The sequence below is a fragment of the Pedococcus sp. P1_H8 genome (genome assembly GCF_056405175.1).
Map to the genome: position 1 here is coordinate 15,705 of NZ_JBFUCP010000012.1, position 19,141 is coordinate 34,845.

Below are 19,141 nucleotides of genomic sequence, written 5' to 3' on the forward strand. Positions count from 1 at the left end.
GGTCGGCCATTGGTCGTAGCCACGCGGCATACGACCCGAATTGCCCGAAAGCGTCTCAGGGTCAGCCCTGACTGTTCCCTGAGACCCACCTCACCTGCACCCGAAAACCGTTGTACGCCACCATGACCGCGGCTTACGGTGGAACGAGACTGCGCCGAGCTGGGAGGTGCGACACCGGGTAGGGGAGAGGCGACCGCAATGGCACAGACACGGATCGGGGACGTCGGGCGGTTGGCGTGGTTCCCGTCATCGAAGGTGACCAAGTGGCTGGTCCTCGTCTTCTGGCTGGCGGTGCTGGCCGCGGCGTTCGGACCCGCGGGCAAGCTGCAGGGCGCGCTCAACAACGAGGCCGTCGCGTGGCTGCCGGCCGACGCGCAGTCGACCCAGGTGGTCAAGCAGATCGAGGCGTTCCAGAGCAAGAACGAGTTCCCGGCGGTCATCGTCTATGAGCGGCCCGGCGGGCTGACCCCGGCGGACACGCAGTCGGTCACCGCCCAGGTCGCGAAGTTCAACGCCCTCGAGCCGGTGCGCAACGACTCCGTGGGCCCGATCCCGTCTCAGGACGGCAAGGCGCTGCAGGTGATCGTGCCGATCGACGCGGGCGATGCCGGGTGGGACTCGCTCGGCGCGACCGTCAAGGACCTGCGGGCGATTGCCCAGGACCGTCCGGACGGGCTGTCGATGCTGGTGACCGGTCCGGTCGGCTTCTCCGCGGACTCGTCGGAGGCGTTCTCGGGCATCGACGGCAAGCTGCTCTACTCCGCGATGACCGTCGTCATCATCATCCTGCTGCTGACCTACCGCAGCCCGATCCTGTGGCTCATCCCGGTGGTCTCGGCGGGCACCGCTCTCTTTGTCGCGCAGGCGGTCATCTACTTCCTCGCCAAGGACGACACCCTCACCGTGAACGCGCAGAGCTCGGGCATCCTCACCGTCATCGTGTTCGGCGCAGGGACCGACTATGCCCTGCTGCTCGTCGCCCGCTATCGCGAGGAGCTGCGTCGTCACGAGGACCGGCACGAGGCGATGGCCTTTGCGCTGCACCGCGCCGGCCCCGCAATCTTCGCCTCCGGCGCCACGGTCATCGCCGGCATGCTCTGCCTGCTCGTCGCGACGATGAACTCCACCAAGGGCCTGGGGCCGGTCGCGGCCATCGGCGTCGCCGTCGGCCTGCTGGTCATGCTGACGCTGCTGCCCGCGTTGCTCGTCGTGTGCGGGCGCTGGATCTTCTGGCCGGTGCGGCCGTCCTACGGCTCCGACGACCACACCCGTGACGGGTTCTGGGCGCGCATCGGCGCCCGGATCGCCCGCGCACCGCGGCGCACGTGGGTCGTCACCTGCCTGTTGCTGGCCGTGGCCTCGCTCGGCGTCCTGCAGCTCAACGCGGTCGGGCTGCAGAACAAGGACGCCTTCTACGGCACCCCGGAATCCGTGGTGGGAGAACAGGTTCTGGCCAGGCACTTCCCGGCCGGCGCGGGCTCACCCGTCATGATCCTCGCCAACGCCGACCAGGCCGCCACCGTCGTGACCACCCTGAAGTCTGTCGAGGGAGTCGCCTCGGTCGCCGACCCGGTCACGAAGGGCAACCTCACCCTGATCCAGGCGACCCTCACCGACGCGCCGGACTCGGACGCGGCCACCCAGAGCGTCGACCGGATCCGCACCGCCATCGCCGAAGTCCCCGGGGCCAATGCGATCGCCGGTGGTGACACCGCCACCCGTGCCGACACCCTGCGCGCGTCGGCCGACGACAACGTGCGGATCATCCCGCTGATCCTCGGCGTCGTGCTGCTGATCCTCATCCTGCTGCTGCGGGCGATCACCGCGCCACTCATCCTGATCGGCACGGTGGTCCTGTCCTACGGTGCGGCAATGGGCCTGTCGGCGTTGATCTTCCGACACGTCTTGGGCTTCGCCGGGGCGGACTCGTCACTGCCGCTGTTCGTCTTCGTCTTCCTCGTCGCGCTGGGGATCGACTACAACATCTTCCTGATGACCCGCGTCCACGAGGAGGCCAAGGAGATCGGCACGCGACGTGGCGCCCTCGTCGGGCTCGCCGCGACCGGTGGCGTCATCACGTCCGCCGGCCTGGTGCTCGCGGGGACGTTCGCGGTGCTGGCCACCCTGCCGGTAGTCACCTTCGCGGAGATCGGGTTCGCCGTCGCACTCGGCGTCCTGCTCGACACCCTCGTGGTCCGCTCCGTCCTCGTGACGGCTCTCAACCTCGACGTGCGCGGCCGCATGTGGTGGCCGAGCGCGCTGTCCAAGCGTGACGCCGACCTCGACGCGGGGACCCCGACCGCGGCGGAGGAGCCCGAGGCCACGCAGGACACGCTCCAGCCCGCCCATTGAGCGAGGTGAGGTATGCCGCGGGGCACGGCCCCGCGGCATACCTCTGCCTTTGGATGGCGCCGGGTGGGCGTCGGCGTCGGTGACCTGCGTTTCCGGCTCGCGTAACCCCGAGGCGCTGCGTCGCGTTAACGGTTCACCTACTGCTCCGTGGAGGAACCATGCTTCGCACGTCCCACCGCGCCACGAAGGTCGCGCTCACCGGCGCGACCGCCCTCGCGTTGCTCGTCTCCGGCGGGTATGCCGCGGGTGCGGCCTCCGCGACCACCGTCACCCTCCCTGCTGTTGACGGAGCGGGAGGCACCCCGGGCCTGGCCCGGCTGCTCGACAACGGCACGCCGAGCGGGCGCGCGATCGCGACGTTCGACGGCATACCCACGGCCTCCCAGGTGACCGCCCTCAAGGCCCTCGGCCTCACCGTGCAGCCCATGAAGCGGCTGCCGCTCGCGTTGGTGAGTGGCACGGTGGCGCAGTTCCGTGCGGCGGTGACCACGGGCCCGGCGAACGACGTGTACCCCGACGAGAACATCGAGCTGCTCGACACCAACTCGTCCGACGCGATGGGCGGCGCGGCGCTGCGGGCCCAAGGGCTGACGGGGAAGGGCGTCACCGTGGGGGTCGTCGACTCCGGTTGCGACGCAACGCATCCCGACCTCGCGCACCGTGTGATGCACAACGTCTCGCTCGTCAGTGGTGAGTACGCCAACCTGCCGGCAGACTCCTCGACCACGCTCGTCGTGCCGGCTGACCAGGGGCCGTACTCGAACACCGATGTCGGTTCGGGGCACGGCACGCACGTGGCGGGCATCATCGCGGCTGACTCGAGCTCGGTGACCGACGGCTCGCGCTATGGCGTGGCCCCCGACGCGGAGCTGGACTGCTTCGCGATCGGGGCAGTGCTGTTCACCACGGCCGTCGTGACCGCCTACGACTACATGCTCGACCAGCCCGACCTGCTCGGCATCGACGTCGTCAACAACAGCTGGGGCAACTCCTACCGCCAGTTCGACCCGCGCGATCCGGTAGCCGTGGCGACGAAAGCCGTGGTGGACCAGGGCGTGACGGTTGTCTTCGCCGCCGGGAACTCGGGCTCCGAGAACGCCGAGCTGAGCCTCAACCCGTTCAGCCAGTCGCCCTGGGTGATCTCGGTGGCGGCCGGTGCGGTGGGCGCTGCTTCGGCGGATCGCCACCGCGGCGACTTTTCCTCGAACGGGCTGACCCACGACAACTCGCAGCCGACCGGGATCACCGCCGGTGGGCACACCACCTACACCGGCGACCGCATCGGCCTCGTGCACCCTGACATCACGGCGCCGGGCGTCGACATCTCCTCGACGTGCGACACGACCGGCACCGTCGTCGGCCCGTGCCCGCCCGGGGAGAACACCACTGCCTCAGGGACCTCGATGGCCTCCCCGCACATCGCGGGTGCGGCGGCGGTGCTCAAGCAGGCGAACCCGGCGCTCACGCCCGACCAGGTGCGGCTCGCACTGCAGGCCACGGCCAGCCCGGTCACGAACGACGACAACACCGGCACGCTGCCGTTCTGGCAGATCGGCTACGGCTACGCGAACCTCGACAAGGCCGTCGCCCTGGTCAGCAGTCGCAGCTGGGCCAAGGACCTCGCCCGGGCCGGTGCCCAGGCGGACGCCCGCGTCCTGGCCGAGGACGGCTGGAAGGTCGCCCGCGGTGACTTCTGGACCTACGACAGCCCGCGCGCCACGGTGGGCGGTACTGACAGCCACACCTACTCGGTGCCGGTTGGGGTCGGGGCTGGCGGCGCAGGCGTCACTTCACTCAAGGTGTCGCTGTCGCACCCGTCGCTCGCGGCGGTCGGCATCAACGGCACGAGCTACACGGTCACGGTGAAGGACCCGTCCGGGGCCGTCATCGGCACCTCGACCGAGTCCTTCACCGAAGGTGCTGGCACGGCGACCGTGCAGGTGCCTGTCACCTTGGCCGGCACGTACACCTTCGACGTCGTCGGCAACTACGCCGTCTCCGACCCCGACACCCTCGACTCCGACAGCGTCGGCGGGCGGATGGTGACCCTGCACGTGGCGCAGCTGCAGAAGGGCTGAGCCGGCTGCGGGGTGGGTTCGGCCCGGTCCGCGAACGTTTCGCTGTGAGCCGAACCTTGTCCACAGATCGCCTTTGGAGGCACTGGCACGCGGGTTGTTGCTGCAGACCTGTGGAGGGGCGATGCCGATACGGCGCCGTGACGGCGCCGTATCGGCACTGGCATGACATTGGCAGGGGCTTTGGGCGGGACCATCGAAAGGCGTTTGACAGCAAGCGAATTCGCCCGGCGTCGATTTCGATGCGGTGTCAGTGGGTTGCCCTAGCGTTGGGTTCATGGCAATCGCACCCGATGGCACGACGCGAGGCCGGGCACCCCACGCCCGGCCGGTGTTGGATGCTGCCCGGGAGTCGCGCGATGCCTTGGCCGGTGCCGGGGCGGGTCAGCTGTGGGCGTTGTCGGATACCGAGGTGGAGGAGGCCATGACCATCCTCGGCCAGCTCCATGCGAGCGGTGAGGCGCATCTGGCGGCGGTGCTGGCGGAGGCGAAGTCCCGTGGGCTCGGGGTGGGCGAGGGGTGGGGGGCCCATGACTGGGCGCGGATGAGGGCGCCGGGGTTGAGTCCCCGGCTGCTGTCCGACCTGGACACGGTCGCCGGTGCCAGCGATGAGCTGCGGTTGGCTGGCGTGCAGGAAGCCGTTGCCCAAGGGCTGGACCCAGAGGCGACCGACGCGTTGCCGGTGGGCAAGGCGGCCACGCTGGTGCGGTTCCATCAGGGTGTCCGGGGCATGGCCGACCCTTCCGAGTTGGAGGACGCTACCCAACACCTGCTGACGGGGTCGCGAGGCCACGACGGGATGTCAGAGAAGGCGCTCGCCATCGGGGTGCGCCGGACCGCGGACATGATGCGACCGGACCGGCTGGTCGAGCACGACGCGGAGGTCAAGCGGGCCCATCGCTCCCTGGTGAAGGGCAAGGGCCCGATGGGGATGTGGCGCTACACGATGTTGCTGGACGCCGAGGGGGCTGCGATCGTCGACGCGGCCGTCGATGCCCTGGCCAAGCCGGAGACCGACCCCGAGACGCGAGAGCGCGACCCACGCACGCCCGGCGCCTGTCGTGCGGACGCGATGCTCGAGCTGGTGCAGCGGGCCGTGGCTGCTCCCGACGGGGTGCCGCGTCAGGCCAAGACCAGCCTGGTCGTGACCATCGGCCTGGCTGAGCTGCAACAAACCTGTCGTGGGGCTGGCCTCACGGTGGACGGAGAACCCCTGTCCATCGGGACCATGCGTCGGCTGGCCTGCGACGCCGAGATCATTCCGGCCGTGCTCGGTTCCGACGGCGAGATTCTCGAGCAGGGCCGCGCCGAGCGGCTGTTCACTCGTGGCCAGATCCGCCATCTGTGGCTGCGGGACCGGCACTGCACGTTCCCGTGGTGCACGAAGCCGGCGACCTGGTGCGACGCGCACCACCTCATTCACTGGGCCGACGGTGGTCCCACCGACATCGACCACGGAGCGCTCCTGTGCCAGGCGCACCACACGGTCGTGCACAAGCACCGCTATGCCGGCGAGGTCGTCACGGGTGCGAACGGCCCCTTCGTCCGATGGGACCTGACACCCGGGTCGTACGACACCCAGCTCGAGGCCTGGCGCGCCMGCGGCGCGCCCGAACGGGGTGGCGGGCTCCTGGACGGGATTGACGAGTCCGGCGACCGGGGTGACGAGCGCGTCGACCGGGGTGACGAGCGCGTCGACCGGGGTGAGGAGCCCGTCGACGGGATTGACGAGTCCGGCGACCGGGGTGACGAGTCTGTCGACCGGATGGCCAGGCCGCCGCCGCGACCATGAACCCGCTTCGCACCCCGCMCGCGCGTGCGGGGCGCGAAGCATGCCCGCGATGGGTCCCACCCATCTACAGGGCACCCGAGCCCGCGTGTCAGCCGAGCCCGCGGGCGACTGGTCGCGGGGGCGAGCGGGCAGTCGGGACAACAACACTCAGCCGATGGAGGGCCGAGCGACCTCTGTTCGGCCTGGCTGTACCAGACCGCACTCGTAGGAAAGCACGACCGCCTGCACGCGCGAGGCGAGTGCGAGCTTGGACAGGATCCGGTTCACGTGGGTCTTGACCGTCGTCTCCGCGACGACGAGGGTTCGCGCGATCTCTTCGTTGGACAGCCCGTGGGCCATGAGGCTCAGCACCTCGAGCTCACGCTCAGTGAGGGTCCGCACTGGTCCGGGCACGCCATCGGACGGTGGTGGTCGCCGGACGTGCTCCTCGATGAGCCGCCGGGTGAGCGACGGCGCCAGCAGTGCCTCCCCGGCCGCCACCGTCTCCACGCCCGCAACGAGCCGGTCCGGCGGGGTCGCCTTGAGCAGGAACCCTGCGGCGCCCGCCTTGAGCGCGCCGTAGACGTAGCGGTCGAGGTCGTAGGTCGTCAGCACCAGCACCCGAGTCGACACCGCGCGCCGCCGGAGCTCGGCCGTGGCCGCGATCCCGTCCAGCACTGGCATGCGGATGTCCATGAGCACCACGTCTGGCCGCACGCGGCATACCTCCTCCACGGCCTCGCGGCCGGTGGCGGCCTCACCTAGCACGTCGACCCCGCGCGACTCGAGCACCAGATGCAGCCCCGAGCGCACCAGGTCCTGGTCGTCCGCGATCACCACGCTCGTCACGGTCCGTTCACAGCCCTTCCACCCCCGCCGGCGGCAACGTTGCGCGCATCTCGAAACGACCGTCTCCGGCAACCCCGTGTTCCAACGTGCCGCCGAACACACTGACCCGCTCGGCCATGCCCGCCAGACCCAGTCCCGAGCCGCCGACGCCGAGCGAGTCATTGGGGGACAGGGCGTTCGACGCGGCGATGGTCAGGTTGGGTCCGCTCGCCGTGACGCGAAGGCGAGCGGCGCGGTCCGCGGAGTACTTGAGGGCGTTCGTGAGTGCCTCCTGCGCGATTCGGTATGCCGACAGGTCAAGTCCCGCGGGCAGCGCGGGCACCGCGGGCGTCACCTCGAGTTCGACGTGCAGCCCGCTCTCACGGAACTCCTCGACGAGGGAAGGCAGCTGGGCCAAACCAGGCGCCGGCTCCAGACCGAGCTCGTCGTCATCGTCGCGGATCACGTGCAGCAGGCGCCCGGTCTCGGCCAGCGCCCGCCGCCCCGTGGTCGCCACTGACTCGAGGAGGGCGCTCGCCCCGTCGGGATCGCGGACGACGAGGTCCTGGGCCGCTGCCGTCTGCACCACCATCGCGCTCACCGAGTGCGCTATGACGTCGTGCAGCTCGCGGGCGATTCGCTGGCGCTCGGCGCTGACCGCCTCGCGCCGGATGACCGCCTGCTGCTGTCTCAGCTGTTCGCTCTGCTCCGCGAGACGACGATTGAGCACCCCCAGCACGTAGGCCGGCACCATGAGCATCGCGACGAACGCGATGTCCCCGAGCGTGCTCGATCGGGTCTTCACCGTCACGCCGTCGAGGACGAGCATCGCCAGGGGTACGAGGAGGACGATGCCCCCTACCGGTCGCGTGACCCAGCGGCCCCCGGAGTACACCGCCAGCGTCCCGATCAGGATCGGCACGCTGCCCACGTCGGGGTCGGTCTGCAGGTACAACGACGGAGTGAACAGGATCGCCAGCGCCAGTGGTGCCACGACCAGGGCGTGGCGACGTCGAAGGACGAGCAGCGCGGACGCGACCAGCAGCGGCAGGATCGACCAGCCCCAGTCCACCGGCCGCAGGATGGCCAGCTCGGCGGCGCACGCCACACCGATCGCGACCGGCAGCGCCGCGTCACGCAGGAGCCAAGTCCTGGCCATCTTTCGAGGCTACTGCCGCACCTGTGCGCACGCCTCAACCCTGGGGTGGAGACCGGTCCAACACGAGGTGGAGAACGGTGCGGCACGAGGGTGGACGACTGCCCGTGGTGCCGCTTCTAGCGTCGAAGTCAGCGCCGGTCCCGGGGGCCGGCCCCGACGAAGGAGCACACCATGGACATCTCAGCTCGCGCCGCCCGGCGCATCAGCATCACCGCGTGGGCGGGCGCCGCCTTCGGCACCTTCGTCGGTCAGGTCCACGCCCTGGCCCGCATCGAGGCGCACCCGGACGACCTCGTCGAGGCGCCCCTGACCCGGATCTGGGCGGAGCCGGCGGCGCGCGCGCTGCGGCCGCTGCTCGACTGGAGCGATCCCGAAACGGTCTACATGGCCTGGGGCAAGATCTGGCTGCCGGTCTGCGTGGCGTTCACGCTCGCAGCCGTACTCGCCTACCAGCGGCGGCGTCCTCAGCGTGCAGAGAAATGGCTCTGGCGCGTGGCGCTGGGGGGCTACACGGCCATGACCTTGTCGGTGGCCGGCGACTACTTCACGCCCTGGATGGACCAGATGTTCATCGCGGGAATCGTCGCCATGCTCCTCATCGGACTCGGAGGTATCCCGTTCGGAATCGTCCTGCTGCGCAACGGTTTTCGTCCCCGCACCACGCCGATCCTGCTCATGGGCTTCCTGCCGTTCCTCTTCGCGATCACAGCGGTCACCTCGATGGGCAGTGCGCTGATGCCGCTGACCTGGGGCTGGGCCATCGCTGCCCAGGCAGCCGTGAAGCGGGATGCGGCGGTCGCGGGAGCCCCGGAGCCCGTGGCTGCGCACGCCCTCGTTCCGCGCACCTGACGCACGGCACGCGACCCGAACGCCTCACCGCAGGGGACCTGACCACCAGGCCTCAGCCGGAGGGGGAGCGAGGGTATGCCGCGGGGCGAGCCCGCGGCATACCCTCGCCTCTTCGTGTGGCACGGCCCGGGAGTCGTGCCCGAACGGTCACATGCCGGGAACGGGCTGGGCCTCGTGCACCTCGATGGTGCAGCCGCCGGGCATGTTCAGGTGCGGGTGGCCCTGGGCGAGGGCGAGGGCGGCATCCAGGTCGGCGGCTTCGAGGATCGTGTAGCCGACGACCTCGCGCGTGCTGGGCGAGGTGCCTTCGGGCGTGACCTGGACACCGCCGGCGAGCGGGGTGCCGAAGTCGACCATGCCGTCGCCGACGCGGCCGGCCCACTCCATCCACTGGCCCATCACGGCTTCCATCTCGGCGGGGTCGGCCGGCGCGGCGTCGGCGGGCGGGGTGGGTGCGTGGTAGATGAACAGGAACTTGCTCATGACTGGTTCTCCTTGGGTGTTGGGGTTTGTGGTGATGGGTCGTGCGGGGTTCGGTGGTGCCGGGTTTGGTGCTGCGGTTTCGCTGTGCTGTTCGGTGGAGCTGCGGCGGCTCCGGCGACCGCCGTCAGGCGGAGATGCGAGTGCGCCCGGCGTAGGCGGCGAACCGCTCCGCGGCATCGGCGTCCGCCGCAGGGGTGATCTCATCGGAGAAGGAGCTGCCCCGCCCCTGTGCGATGACGCCGCGCGTGAGGTCGTGGATGTAGCCGACGACCTCGTCGGAGACGCGCAGGTCCTGACCGGACGCCTGGGCGAGGTCCCACCCGTGCAGGAGCAGCTCGAGCGGCAGGATGCTGGCCAGGAACATGGCCGGGACGTCCGCGCCACCGGGGCCCGCGACCGTGCCGTCGAGGTCGATCCCGCGCCACGCCTCGATCGCCTGCCCCGCGAGCACGGACACCTTGTCCTCGAGCGAACCCTCGGCCGGGATGCTGAGGGTCGCGCCGGCCATGCCGGCGAGCTGCACGAGCGAGCCGAGCAGGTGGTCCGCGAGCTCGTGCGCGGTGAAGTCGGCGCACGGCGTGGGCTTCGGGCGGTCGGCCGGCGTGAGGTTGCGCAGCACGGGCTGGATGACGGCCAGCGCAGCCTCGGCCGCGACCAGGGGGGTGAGGTTCTCGGGTGCCCACGCCCACTCGTCCGCACCGGCGTCGCCGGTCGCGGCGAGCCGCTCGAGGCGCTCGAAGAAGTGGTCCCAGCCCTCGGCGTGCATCGCGGCCTGCGCCTCGGTGAGCCCCTCGTGCACCAGCGTGATCCTGGACCCCTCGGTGACCGGTTCGATGGTCACGGTGACGGTGGAGGCGTCCTTGGGCAGGTCGGGGTTGCCCTCCCAGCCCCAGCCGAAGACGACCCTGCGGCCGGGCTCGACCTCGCGGTAGGTGCCCTCGGCGATGTGCCCGGGCGTGACCGTCCACCGGTAGGAGCCGCCCGCGCGCAGGTCGACAGTGGCCGAGATCGTCTGCCAGCGACGGAGCCGCTCGGGCTCGGTGATCAGCGCGAACGCCTCGTCGGGCGAGACGGGCAGGACGGCGGACTTCGTGAAGCTCATGGGGTTCCCTTCAGGTGGTGCGCGTCAGCGACGAGCAGGTCGAGTTCGGACGTCCAGAACCGGTCGATCTCGGCCTGCAACCGCTGCAGCCCGCTCGGCACGACCCGGTAGGTCCGCGTGCGTCCGACCTTCTCGGCCTCCACCAGCCCAGCCTCGGCGAGCACCAGCAGGTGCTGGCTGATCGCGGACCTGGTCACCGGGAACTCGCCGGACAGGTCCGTGACACCCCGTGGCCCGCGGGCCAGGAGCTGCAGGATCCGGCGGCGGGTGGGCTCGGCGGCGGCGGAGAGAGGATCATTCACAACACCCAATACGTTAGTCGCGACTAACGCATTCTGTCCAGTGGGCATCGAGCAGCGCCCACGGCATACCCGGTGTGGAGGGGTTGAGCGTCAGCGGGCGGAGCGCAGGATGGCGACGGCGTCGCCGACTGGGCCGAGGTGGCCCAGCTTGTCGGGGTTGACGATCGAGCGGATCCCGATGATCTCTCCCTCGGCGAACTCGAGGGCCCAGACGCCGAGCACCCGCTCCTGGTCGTCGACGTAGATCGCTCCCGGGTCGCCGTTGATCTCGACCGGCCGCATCGACACCTGGGGGAACCGCGCGAGCGCCCGCAGCCAGTTGGTCAGGGTGTGGGCGACCCGGCTGCGACCGCTCAGCGACCGGGCCAGGGCAGGGACCTTGCCGCCACCGTCGCCGGTCAGCGTGACGTCGTGGGCGAGCAGCGCCTCGAGTCCGGCGAGGTCGCCGTGTTCGGCGGCGGCGAAGAACTTCGTCGCCAGCTCGCGCTGCTGCTCACGGGTGGTCTCGAACCGCGGTCGGCGTGCCTTGACGTGCTGTCGGGCCCGCGTGGCGAGCTGACGGACGTTGTCCTCCGTCTTGCCCACGATGTCGGTGATCTCGGGGTAGCCGTAGCCGAACACGTCGTGCAACAGCAGCACCGCGCGCTGCTCGGGGGACAGGCTCTCGAGGAGGACCAGCATCGCCAGCGACAGCGAGTCGGCGGTCTCGGCGTGCCTGGCGGGGTCGTCGGCGGCGTCGGTGACGATCGGCTCGGGGAGCCACTCGCCGACGTAGCGCTCGCGACGGGCTCGGGCGGAACGCAGCTCGTTGATCGCCAGCCGGGTGGTGATGGTGGCGACGAAGGCGCGAGGCGACGTGATCTCGTCACCCGCGTCGAGCGACTGGTGCACTCGCAGCAGCGCCTCCTGCACCACGTCCTCGGCCTCGGACACGCTGCCGAGCATGCGGTAGGCGATAGCGAACGCGGTCGGACGCAGCTCGTCGAGCAGTGCCTCCCGATCGCTCACGGGGCCTCCTGCGTTCACGTCACCTCCTGGCTCACGGTGCCGGGCGCCGTGAGCATCTCGCGGAAACCCTGCCGCCAGCTCGGGTGCGACGGGCTCCAGCCGAGCTCGCGCTTCGCCTTCGCGTTGGACGCACCCCTCAGCTCGGTCATCATCACCGCTCCGATCTCGCCGGTGAGCAGCCGCCCCACGACACGAGGCACGTGCATCGGCTCCTTGGCACCCAACGTACGCGCCAGGGCGGGCAACCACTCGGCCACCGCGGCGGGGTCGTCGTCGACGACGTTGTAGACCCCCCGACGGCCGTGGTCGATCGCCGCGACCGTCGCCTCCGCGGCGTCGGCGATGTGGATGAACGACCACACACCCGCACCGTTGCCCACGACGGGGAACTTGCGCCGGCGGACCGCCTCGGTCTGTTCGCCCTCCGGTCCGAGCGAGGTCCCCGGCCCGTAGAAGCCGCCGTAACGCAGCACGACTCCCTCGGTCCAGGTGGCCGCGAGGACAGCGTCCTCGACGTGCCGGATCGCTGCAACCGTCTCGCGCATCTCCTTGGCCGGGCGGGGTCCGAACGGATCTTCCTCGGTCTTGACCAGACTTCCCGTGCGTTCGTATGCCGCGAAGAAGCTCTGCGCGACGAAGCGCTTCACGCCGACGGCTTGGCCGGCCGAGAGCAGGTGGTCCGTGCCTTCGGTGCGCAGCCGGTTGGTCGTCGCGAACGCGCGGTCGAAGTGGCGCAGGTCCATCGGCCCGATGGAGGTGAGCTGGTGGACGATCACGTCCGGCTGCACGCGGCCCACAGCCTGGGCAACCTGATCGGCGTCGAGCGCATCCGCGACCACCGGGACGGCGCCAAGGTCGCGGACGAGCTGCTGCTTCGAGGCATGGTGCGTCATGCCGTAGACCTCGTGGCCAGCCTCGACCAGCTGTGGCACGAGCTGGTGGCCGATGGCTCCGGTGGCTCCTGCGACGAAGACCTTCATCATTCACTCCCTTGTCGGTGACCTGTGACCTCACTACCCATCAAGACAAGACAGCCTTCCGGCTTGTGACAGCTGATCAGGCGTCCTTGTCGGGGGTGTCTCCATCGCCGCGCAGGCGCTGGTTGTGCCGCATGAGGTCGGTGTTGCGCGCCCGCAGGCTGCGGTTGCGCGTGGTGAGGTCGGCGTTGTCGTCCTGGAGCGCCAGCACCATGGCCACCGCCGTGAGGGGGATCCCCGAGTCGGCCAGCTCGCTGATGCGGGCGATTCGAGCGAGATCGGCGTCGCTGTAGCGGCGGGTGCCGCCCGGTGTGCGTTCCGGCCGGAGCAGGCCTCGCTCCTCGTACAGGCGGAGCGTCGGGATGGGCAGGCCCGCGAGATCGGCCGCGACCGAGATCGTGTAGAGCGGGCGGTCGGAAGGCCCCTCGGCGGTGCTCATGCGATCCTCGGCCACTGGCTTGACAAATCCTGTGTTGCAGCCTTAAAAAATCTACAGACCATGGCTGAGATCCTAGCCGATCGAAGTCGGGTCAAGCAGCACCCTCACAACAGACAAGACCCTCACAACAGACAAGACCCTCACAACAGACAAGATCCTCACAACACTGGAGGTGGTTGAGATGCTCATGCGGACTGACCAGTTCCGCGAGCTGGACCAGCTGGCACAGCAGGTATTCGGGACGATGGCTCGCCCCACCGTGATGCCGATGGACGCCTGGCGCCAGGGCGACGTGTTCGTCGTGGAGTTCGACCTTCCAGGCGTCGAACCGGGCTCGATCGACCTCGACGTGGAGCGCAACGTGCTCACCGTCAAGGCCGAGCGCGACAGGCTCTCCGACGAGGCGGAGATGATCGCGACCGAGAGGCCGCGCGGCGTGTTCAGCCGACAGCTCTTCCTGGGCGACAGCCTCGACGTCGACCGGGTCGAGGCCGCCTATCGAGACGGCGTGCTCCGGTTGACCATCCCCGTCGCGGAGCAGGCCAAGCCCCGCAAGATCGAGATCAGCTCGGGCGAGCGGCGACAGCACGCGATCTCCGCCTGAGATCCCGGGCCGCGACGGGTGTCCCCGCCGACCGCACGGTGGGCGGGGACACCCGTGGAATCCTCAGCGCTGGGCGACCGATGCGACCGGACGGCGTGCCGGCAGCATCACGTCGGACCTACGCGGCAGCCACCGCACTGCAGCAGCGGTCGTCGGGTTGGAGCCGTAGGCGAGCATGGCCAGGAAGACGCCGTAGACCGGCAGGTGGCCCACCAGCTCGGTCTGGCCGAACAGGACCAGGGTGGCGTTGAACGGCACCATGGCCACCAGTACCGCGACCTGCGGCAGCGCCCCGGACAGCACGAGCAAGCCGAACAGCAGCTCGATGCTTCCGGCGATGACGATGAACACGTCTGTGGGCACGTGCAGTCCGACGAGGCTGAGCACGTTGAGCGCCGGGTAGTGCTCCAGCGTCTCGCGCGCCATCGTCGGGTTGGTGAACTTCTCGGTGAACGCCAGTGCGATCAGCGCGACGCCCACCCCGGCCCGCAGCGCGAGCAGCGCCCACCGCAGCTGGGCGGCGGACAACGTCGTGGCGCCGTGACGGTCTGCGCCCGCAGGCGCGATCACGAGGAAGGCCGCGACGGCGGCGATGTTGGCGCACTCCAGCAACGCCATCGGCCCGGTGAACGCCGCCATGATCGGCCCCAGCGCCAGGGTCAGCGCGGCCGCCGACCGTTGCTGGAACCCGGTGATGAGCCAGACGCCGAGGGTCGCCTCGAGCAGCAGGAGGATGCTGCCGCCAGCCGAGTGCAGGTCGTCCACGGCGGGCGTGACGAAAGCGCCCGACGCCGCCAGCGCGAGCAGGGCCACCCCGAGGTGCACCCCGAGCAGCCGCGGCACCCAGGGCACCAGCCGTCCGACCCCGCCCAGTACGGGCAGCTCGGGGCGGTCGAAGCGAAGCCCCACCCTGCGCCACACCACGGTCACGACGACCACCGCGGCGGTGAGGGTCAGCGGCAGGGGCCGCAGGAAGAACCCCCAGTCTGCGGGCGCGGAGTCGACGAACCAGCGTTCGTGGGTGGGCAGGACCAGCGCGGGCAGGGCCAGGACGGGGACCATGGTGGCAATTCTCCAGGGAGTCGATGTGGGCTGGGACGCGGGGTGGTGCGCGCGGTGAGGCGTTGAGGGGCGCACCTCACCCCGGCCATCCGCGTGGACGGCATACCGAAAGTACGGTGCGGAACCGCCCGGCACCCGGGCCCTTAGTCCCGACCTCCCGTCCGACGGCTACGGCATCCGGCGTGCGCCCCGTCACCCTTCGGCGGGATCCTGCCGAAGGGTGGGCCCGCCTAGCGTCGAGGGGCGCCGGGGCCGACAACCGGTCCGCGCGAGAGATTCCCACGAGGATGAGGAGAACCCGATGAGACTTGCCCGTGTCGCTGCTGGTGCAGTGCTGGCCCTGGTGACCGCCATGGCATTGCCCGCCGGCTCAGCCTCCGCCGAGGAGCTTGCGCCCCCGGAGATCGCCTGGGTGGGGGACCACGTGGTCGCCAACGGCAGCAACGCCTACATCCAGGCCAAGTTCCGGTGCTGGGGTGGGGAGACCGGCACGCACCTGTGGGCGTCGATCAAGCAGGGCGGTCCCGACCCGACCGCCGAGGGTTCAGGGATGACCTCGGCCGCCTGGTACGACACGAACTACCAGTACGCCAACAACCCTGCTGGACAGACCATCCAGTGCGATGGCAAGTGGCACGTCAACCGGTTCACGGTCAAGCTCGTCGACCACCCGTTCGGCACCGGCTACGTCTCGGGTGAGCTCGCGAAGGGCACCGCGTGGGTGCAGTTCTGCGTCTTCGACTCCAGTGCGACGGACGACAACTCCCCGACCGGGTTCGCCTACAACTACGGCTGGCGGACCGTGATCGCCCAGCACTGACGCAGCCAGACCCAAGCACACAGACAGCCAGGCAGGTATGCCGGGTGGTGACCACCCGGCATACCTGCCTGAGCGTTGGGTGGTTGCGTGGGCGGTGGCTGGTCGATTGCGCATGGTGGCCGGTCGCGGCATACGGTTGAAGCATGGACTACCGATACCTCGGCAACAGCGGACTCAAGATCTCCGAGATCACCTACGGAAACTGGCTCACCCACGGCTCCCAGGTCGAGAACGACGTCGCCGCGCAGTGCGTGGCAGCCGCGCTCGACGCGGGCATCAGCACGTTCGACACCGCGGACGTCTACGCCAACACCAAGGCGGAGACCGTCCTCGGCGAGGCGCTCAAGGGCGAGCGGCGCGAGAGCCTCGAGATCTTCACCAAGGTGTACTGGCCGACCGGCCCGGGTGGGAAGAACGACACCGGCCTGTCGCGCAAGCACATCATGGAGTCGATCAACGGCTCGCTGCAGCGGCTGCAGACGGACTACGTCGACCTCTACCAGGCGCACCGCTACGACACCGAGACCCCGCTCGAGGAGACGATGCAGGCGTTCGCCGACGTCGTCCGCCAGGGCAAGGCCCACTACATCGGCGTCAGCGAGTGGACGGCTGACCAGATCCGCGAGGGCGTCGCGCTCTCCAAGGAGCTCGGCTTCCAGCTCATCTCGAGCCAGCCGCAGTACTCGATGCTGTGGCGGGTCATCGAGGGCGAGGTCGTGCCGACGTGTGAGGAGCTCGGCGTCAGCCAGATCGTCTGGAGCCCCATCGCCCAGGGCGTGCTCACCGGCAAGTACCAGCCGGGACAGCAGCCGCCCGCGGGCTCGCGCGCCGCCGACGAGAAGGGCGGTGCAGACATGATCAGCCGCTTCATGAACGACGACGTCCTCACCCGCGTCCAGGTGCTCAAGCCGATCGCCGACGAGGCCGGCCTGTCGATGGCGCAGCTCGCCGTCGCCTGGGTGCTCCAGAACCCCAACGTCGCGTCCGCACTAGTCGGGGCATCGCGTCCGGAGCAGGTGCACGAGAACGTCAAGGCCGCTGGTGTGAAGCTCGAGCCGGCCACCATGAAGCAGATCGACGACGCCCTCGGCGACATCGTCGAGCGCGACCCGGGCAAGACGAAGGAGACCGCGCCGCAGAAGCGCGTCGCCTGAGGCTCGCCTGCCTGAGGCTCGCGTGCCTGAGGCTCGCGTGCCTGAGGCCGCGACTGGGGCCGTCGGCTGGAACATCCGCGCGACCCTGATCTCCATCGATCGACGGAGGCGAATCCGCTCGATCCGGGCCACGATCACCTCATGGGTGATCTGGACCGGATCGACGCGGGGGCCACCTGGGTCACGTACGACGGACCCCCTTTCGTCGACCCGACGATCGGTCACCCGGGCAGGTTCCTGGATGTCTGTCTGGCCCTCAACGAGGCCGAGCTCACGCAGCTGTGCGACTACTGGGAGTGGCGCGCAGACTTCGCGGCCCGAGACATCGACCGCTGGTGGTGTTGGACCGTCGTCCGGTTCGGCCGAGGCCTGCTGGCCGGGCAGCGCGAGTCCCGGCCGCGTCCGCACCAGTGGTTCTGACCAACCAGTTCTGACCACCCAGTGGTTCGGAGCACCGCCGGTCAGGGTGTGGGGTCGCGGTCGGTGGCCACCTGCCTGGCGATTCGGCTGTCCGTCCGCACGATCGAGACGACGAGCGCGGCTCCGCCCAGCGCTGCCAAGAGGAAGAACACCATGGCGATGGCGGGATAGCCGAGGATGCGGTTCTCGGTGGGCACCTGCATCATGAGCGCCGCACCCACCACGAGGGCCGCCAGCACGATGCCCATGGTCAGCCGGTTCGCGAGCCGCTGGAGGACGTGCAGGAAGCGGGCCTCGTCGAGGGCATCCACCCGCAGCGAGAACTTGCCCCCGGCGAGATTCTCCATGATGGCGTTGGCGCGGCTGGGAAAGTTCGCCGTGAACTCCTTGGCGTCGATGGCCGCAGCCATCAGCCCGGACGCCGAGACGTTCAGCCCGCTGCCCATGATGTCGGCGACGTTCTCGCGGATCGCCGTGGCGGGGGCGAACGTCGGGTCGAGGTGCTTGGTCACCTGGTCGAGGTTGAGCAGGGCCTTGGCCACCATGGTCATCTCCGGTGGCGGGCGCAGACCGTGGACTCCCGAGAGTCGGCTCAGCTCCATCAGGACGGCACCCGCCTGCACCTGCTCGCCCAGCGACACCGCCCGCGACACCAGCGCCGCGACCTCGTCGCGGAACTGTGCCGCGTCATAGCCGTCGAGCGGCTCTCCCATCGAGGCGAGCACCGTTGCCACCTCTTCGCCGTCGGCGTCGCCAATCGCGAGGAGCAGCTTGACGATCTTGTCCTGCACACGGGGCGGGACCGTTGCCACCATGCCGAGGTCGATGAGGCCGAGCCGGCCGTCCGGGGTGAGGAGCACGTTGCCCGGGTGCGGGTCAGCGTGCAGGAACCCGTCCACGAGGATCATCCGCAGGTATGCCGCGAAGAGCTCGCGCACGAGTGGCTCGCCGTCGATGTCCAGGAGGCCCAGTGCACCGATGTCGGTGACCTTGCGGCCGGGCACCAGGTCCATCGTGAGGACCCGACCACTGGTGTAGTCGGGAACGGGTTGGGGGACCACCAGTCGCGGGTAGTCCGCGGTGAGCTGGCCGAGACGCACCAGGTTGGCCGCCTCCCGCTGGTAGTCCAGTTCGCCCGCGAGCGAGCGGCGGAAGTGCGTGAGCAGCTGACCGAAGCCGTAGCGACGTCCGACGTCGGTGTGGTCGTCGGCGAAGGCGGCGATCTTGCCCAGCGCTTCCATGTCGTCGCGGACCACCTCGCGCACCCCTGGCCGCTGCACCTTGACGACGACCTCCCTGCCGCTGGGCAGCACCGCGCGGTGCACCTGCCCGAGGGACGCGGCGGCCATGGGAGTCTGCTCGAAGGAGGCGAACGCGTGCCGGATCGAGACGCCCAGCTCGTCCTCGACGGTCTGCTGGACCTGGTCGTACGGGAACGGCTCGACCTTGTCCTGCAGGCGGGTCAGCGCCTCCGTGTACGCCGGCGGCAGCAGGTCGACGCGCGTCGAGAGCAGCTGCCCGAGCTTGACGTACGTCGGACCCATCGCCTCGAGGTCATCGGCCAGGGACTCCGCGGCCGAGGTGTCGCCGGCCGGTCGCTCGTCCTCGACGAGGAACTCGTCGAATCCCGCGCCACTGACCAGGTCCGACCGACCGTGCCGGACGAGCATCCGGGCGAGCGCGGCATAGCGGAGTGCGTTGGACGGGTCGAACGGAGGTTTCATGGCGCCATCTTG

18 protein-coding genes are annotated in these 19,141 nt (G+C 69.9%); 8 read left to right on the forward strand and 10 right to left on the reverse strand.

Annotated features, from left to right (window positions below; all coding sequences use genetic code 11):
- Positions 1-198 precede the first annotated feature (198 nt).
- The 3 genes from AC1DYG_RS16560 (at position 199) to AC1DYG_RS16570 (ending at position 6,219) form a co-directional block, all read left to right on the forward strand.
- On the forward strand, positions 199-2,352 hold the full coding sequence (locus tag AC1DYG_RS16560; protein WP_477640969.1) for an MMPL family transporter: 2,154 nt from the start codon (positions 199-201) through the stop codon (positions 2,350-2,352).
- Between the two features lie 158 nt (positions 2,353-2,510).
- Complete coding sequence (locus tag AC1DYG_RS16565; protein ID WP_477640970.1) at positions 2,511-4,430, forward strand: S8 family serine peptidase; 1,920 nt, start codon at positions 2,511-2,513, stop codon at positions 4,428-4,430.
- 274 nt (positions 4,431-4,704) lie between these two features.
- Complete coding sequence (locus AC1DYG_RS16570; protein WP_477640971.1) at positions 4,705-6,219, forward strand: HNH endonuclease signature motif containing protein; 1,515 nt, start codon at positions 4,705-4,707, stop codon at positions 6,217-6,219.
- Positions 6,220-6,366: 147 nt separating this feature from the next.
- On the opposite strand, the gene AC1DYG_RS16575 is transcribed toward AC1DYG_RS16570, so the two are convergent.
- On the reverse strand, positions 6,367-7,038 hold the full coding sequence (locus AC1DYG_RS16575) for a response regulator (protein WP_477640972.1): 672 nt from the start codon (positions 7,036-7,038) through the stop codon (positions 6,367-6,369).
- A gap of 16 nt (positions 7,039-7,054) precedes the next feature.
- Positions 7,055-8,185 (reverse strand): sensor histidine kinase, encoded by a 1,131-nt coding sequence (locus AC1DYG_RS16580; protein WP_477640973.1) that lies wholly within the window; start codon positions 8,183-8,185, stop codon positions 7,055-7,057.
- Positions 8,186-8,356: 171 nt separating this feature from the next.
- Here AC1DYG_RS16580 and AC1DYG_RS16585 point away from each other — a divergent pair, with 171 nt between their 5' ends.
- The gene (locus AC1DYG_RS16585) at positions 8,357-9,034 is read left to right on the forward strand and encodes a hypothetical protein (protein ID WP_477640974.1); all 678 of its coding nucleotides are present in this window, start codon (positions 8,357-8,359) and stop codon (positions 9,032-9,034) included.
- 147 nt (positions 9,035-9,181) lie between these two features.
- Here AC1DYG_RS16585 and AC1DYG_RS16590 read toward each other — a convergent pair whose 3' ends face one another.
- From AC1DYG_RS16590 to AC1DYG_RS16615, 6 genes are all read right to left on the reverse strand, one after another.
- Positions 9,182-9,517 (reverse strand): YciI family protein, encoded by a 336-nt coding sequence (locus AC1DYG_RS16590; RefSeq protein WP_477640975.1) that lies wholly within the window; start codon positions 9,515-9,517, stop codon positions 9,182-9,184.
- Positions 9,518-9,641: 124 nt separating this feature from the next.
- Complete coding sequence (locus AC1DYG_RS16595) at positions 9,642-10,619, reverse strand: TIGR03086 family metal-binding protein (RefSeq protein WP_477640976.1); 978 nt, start codon at positions 10,617-10,619, stop codon at positions 9,642-9,644.
- Positions 10,616-10,921: an ArsR/SmtB family transcription factor gene (locus AC1DYG_RS16600; RefSeq protein WP_477640977.1), complete on the reverse strand. Its 306-nt coding sequence runs from the start codon at positions 10,919-10,921 to the stop codon at positions 10,616-10,618. Before AC1DYG_RS16600 ends, AC1DYG_RS16595 begins: the two co-directional genes overlap by 4 nt.
- Before the next feature lie 90 nt (positions 10,922-11,011).
- Positions 11,012-11,929, reverse strand: coding sequence for an RNA polymerase sigma-70 factor (locus AC1DYG_RS16605; RefSeq protein ID WP_477640978.1), 918 nt, complete (start codon positions 11,927-11,929; stop codon positions 11,012-11,014).
- Positions 11,930-11,943: 14 nt separating this feature from the next.
- Complete coding sequence (locus AC1DYG_RS16610) at positions 11,944-12,909, reverse strand: NAD-dependent epimerase/dehydratase family protein (RefSeq protein WP_477640979.1); 966 nt, start codon at positions 12,907-12,909, stop codon at positions 11,944-11,946.
- Between the two features lie 76 nt (positions 12,910-12,985).
- Entirely contained in the window at positions 12,986-13,345 is a 360-nt protein-coding gene (locus AC1DYG_RS16615) for a MerR family transcriptional regulator (RefSeq protein WP_477640980.1), read from the reverse strand.
- Positions 13,346-13,526: 181 nt separating this feature from the next.
- On the opposite strand from AC1DYG_RS16615, the gene AC1DYG_RS16620 reads away from it, so the two are divergent.
- Complete coding sequence (locus AC1DYG_RS16620) at positions 13,527-13,949, forward strand: Hsp20/alpha crystallin family protein (RefSeq protein ID WP_477640981.1); 423 nt, start codon at positions 13,527-13,529, stop codon at positions 13,947-13,949.
- Between the two features lie 63 nt (positions 13,950-14,012).
- On the opposite strand, the gene AC1DYG_RS16625 is transcribed toward AC1DYG_RS16620, so the two are convergent.
- Positions 14,013-15,011, reverse strand: a complete 999-nt coding sequence (locus AC1DYG_RS16625; protein WP_477640982.1) for a hypothetical protein — start codon at positions 15,009-15,011, stop codon at positions 14,013-14,015.
- Positions 15,012-15,312: 301 nt separating this feature from the next.
- Between AC1DYG_RS16625 and AC1DYG_RS16630 the strand changes: the two genes are divergently transcribed.
- The 3 genes from AC1DYG_RS16630 to AC1DYG_RS16640 all read left to right on the forward strand — a co-directional run bounded on the left by AC1DYG_RS16630 (position 15,313) and on the right by AC1DYG_RS16640 (position 17,405).
- Positions 15,313-15,831, forward strand: coding sequence for a hypothetical protein (locus AC1DYG_RS16630; protein WP_477640983.1), 519 nt, complete (start codon positions 15,313-15,315; stop codon positions 15,829-15,831).
- 143 nt (positions 15,832-15,974) lie between these two features.
- The gene (locus tag AC1DYG_RS16635; RefSeq protein WP_477640984.1) at positions 15,975-16,985 is read left to right on the forward strand and encodes an aldo/keto reductase family protein; all 1,011 of its coding nucleotides are present in this window, start codon (positions 15,975-15,977) and stop codon (positions 16,983-16,985) included.
- A 141-nt stretch (positions 16,986-17,126) separates the two neighbouring features.
- Positions 17,127-17,405: a hypothetical protein gene (locus AC1DYG_RS16640; protein WP_477640985.1), complete on the forward strand. Its 279-nt coding sequence runs from the start codon at positions 17,127-17,129 to the stop codon at positions 17,403-17,405.
- A gap of 41 nt (positions 17,406-17,446) precedes the next feature.
- On the opposite strand, the gene AC1DYG_RS16645 is transcribed toward AC1DYG_RS16640, so the two are convergent.
- Positions 17,447-19,129, reverse strand: a complete 1,683-nt coding sequence (locus AC1DYG_RS16645) for an ABC1 kinase family protein (RefSeq protein WP_477640986.1) — start codon at positions 19,127-19,129, stop codon at positions 17,447-17,449.
- Between the last annotated feature and the right edge of the window lie 12 nt (positions 19,130-19,141).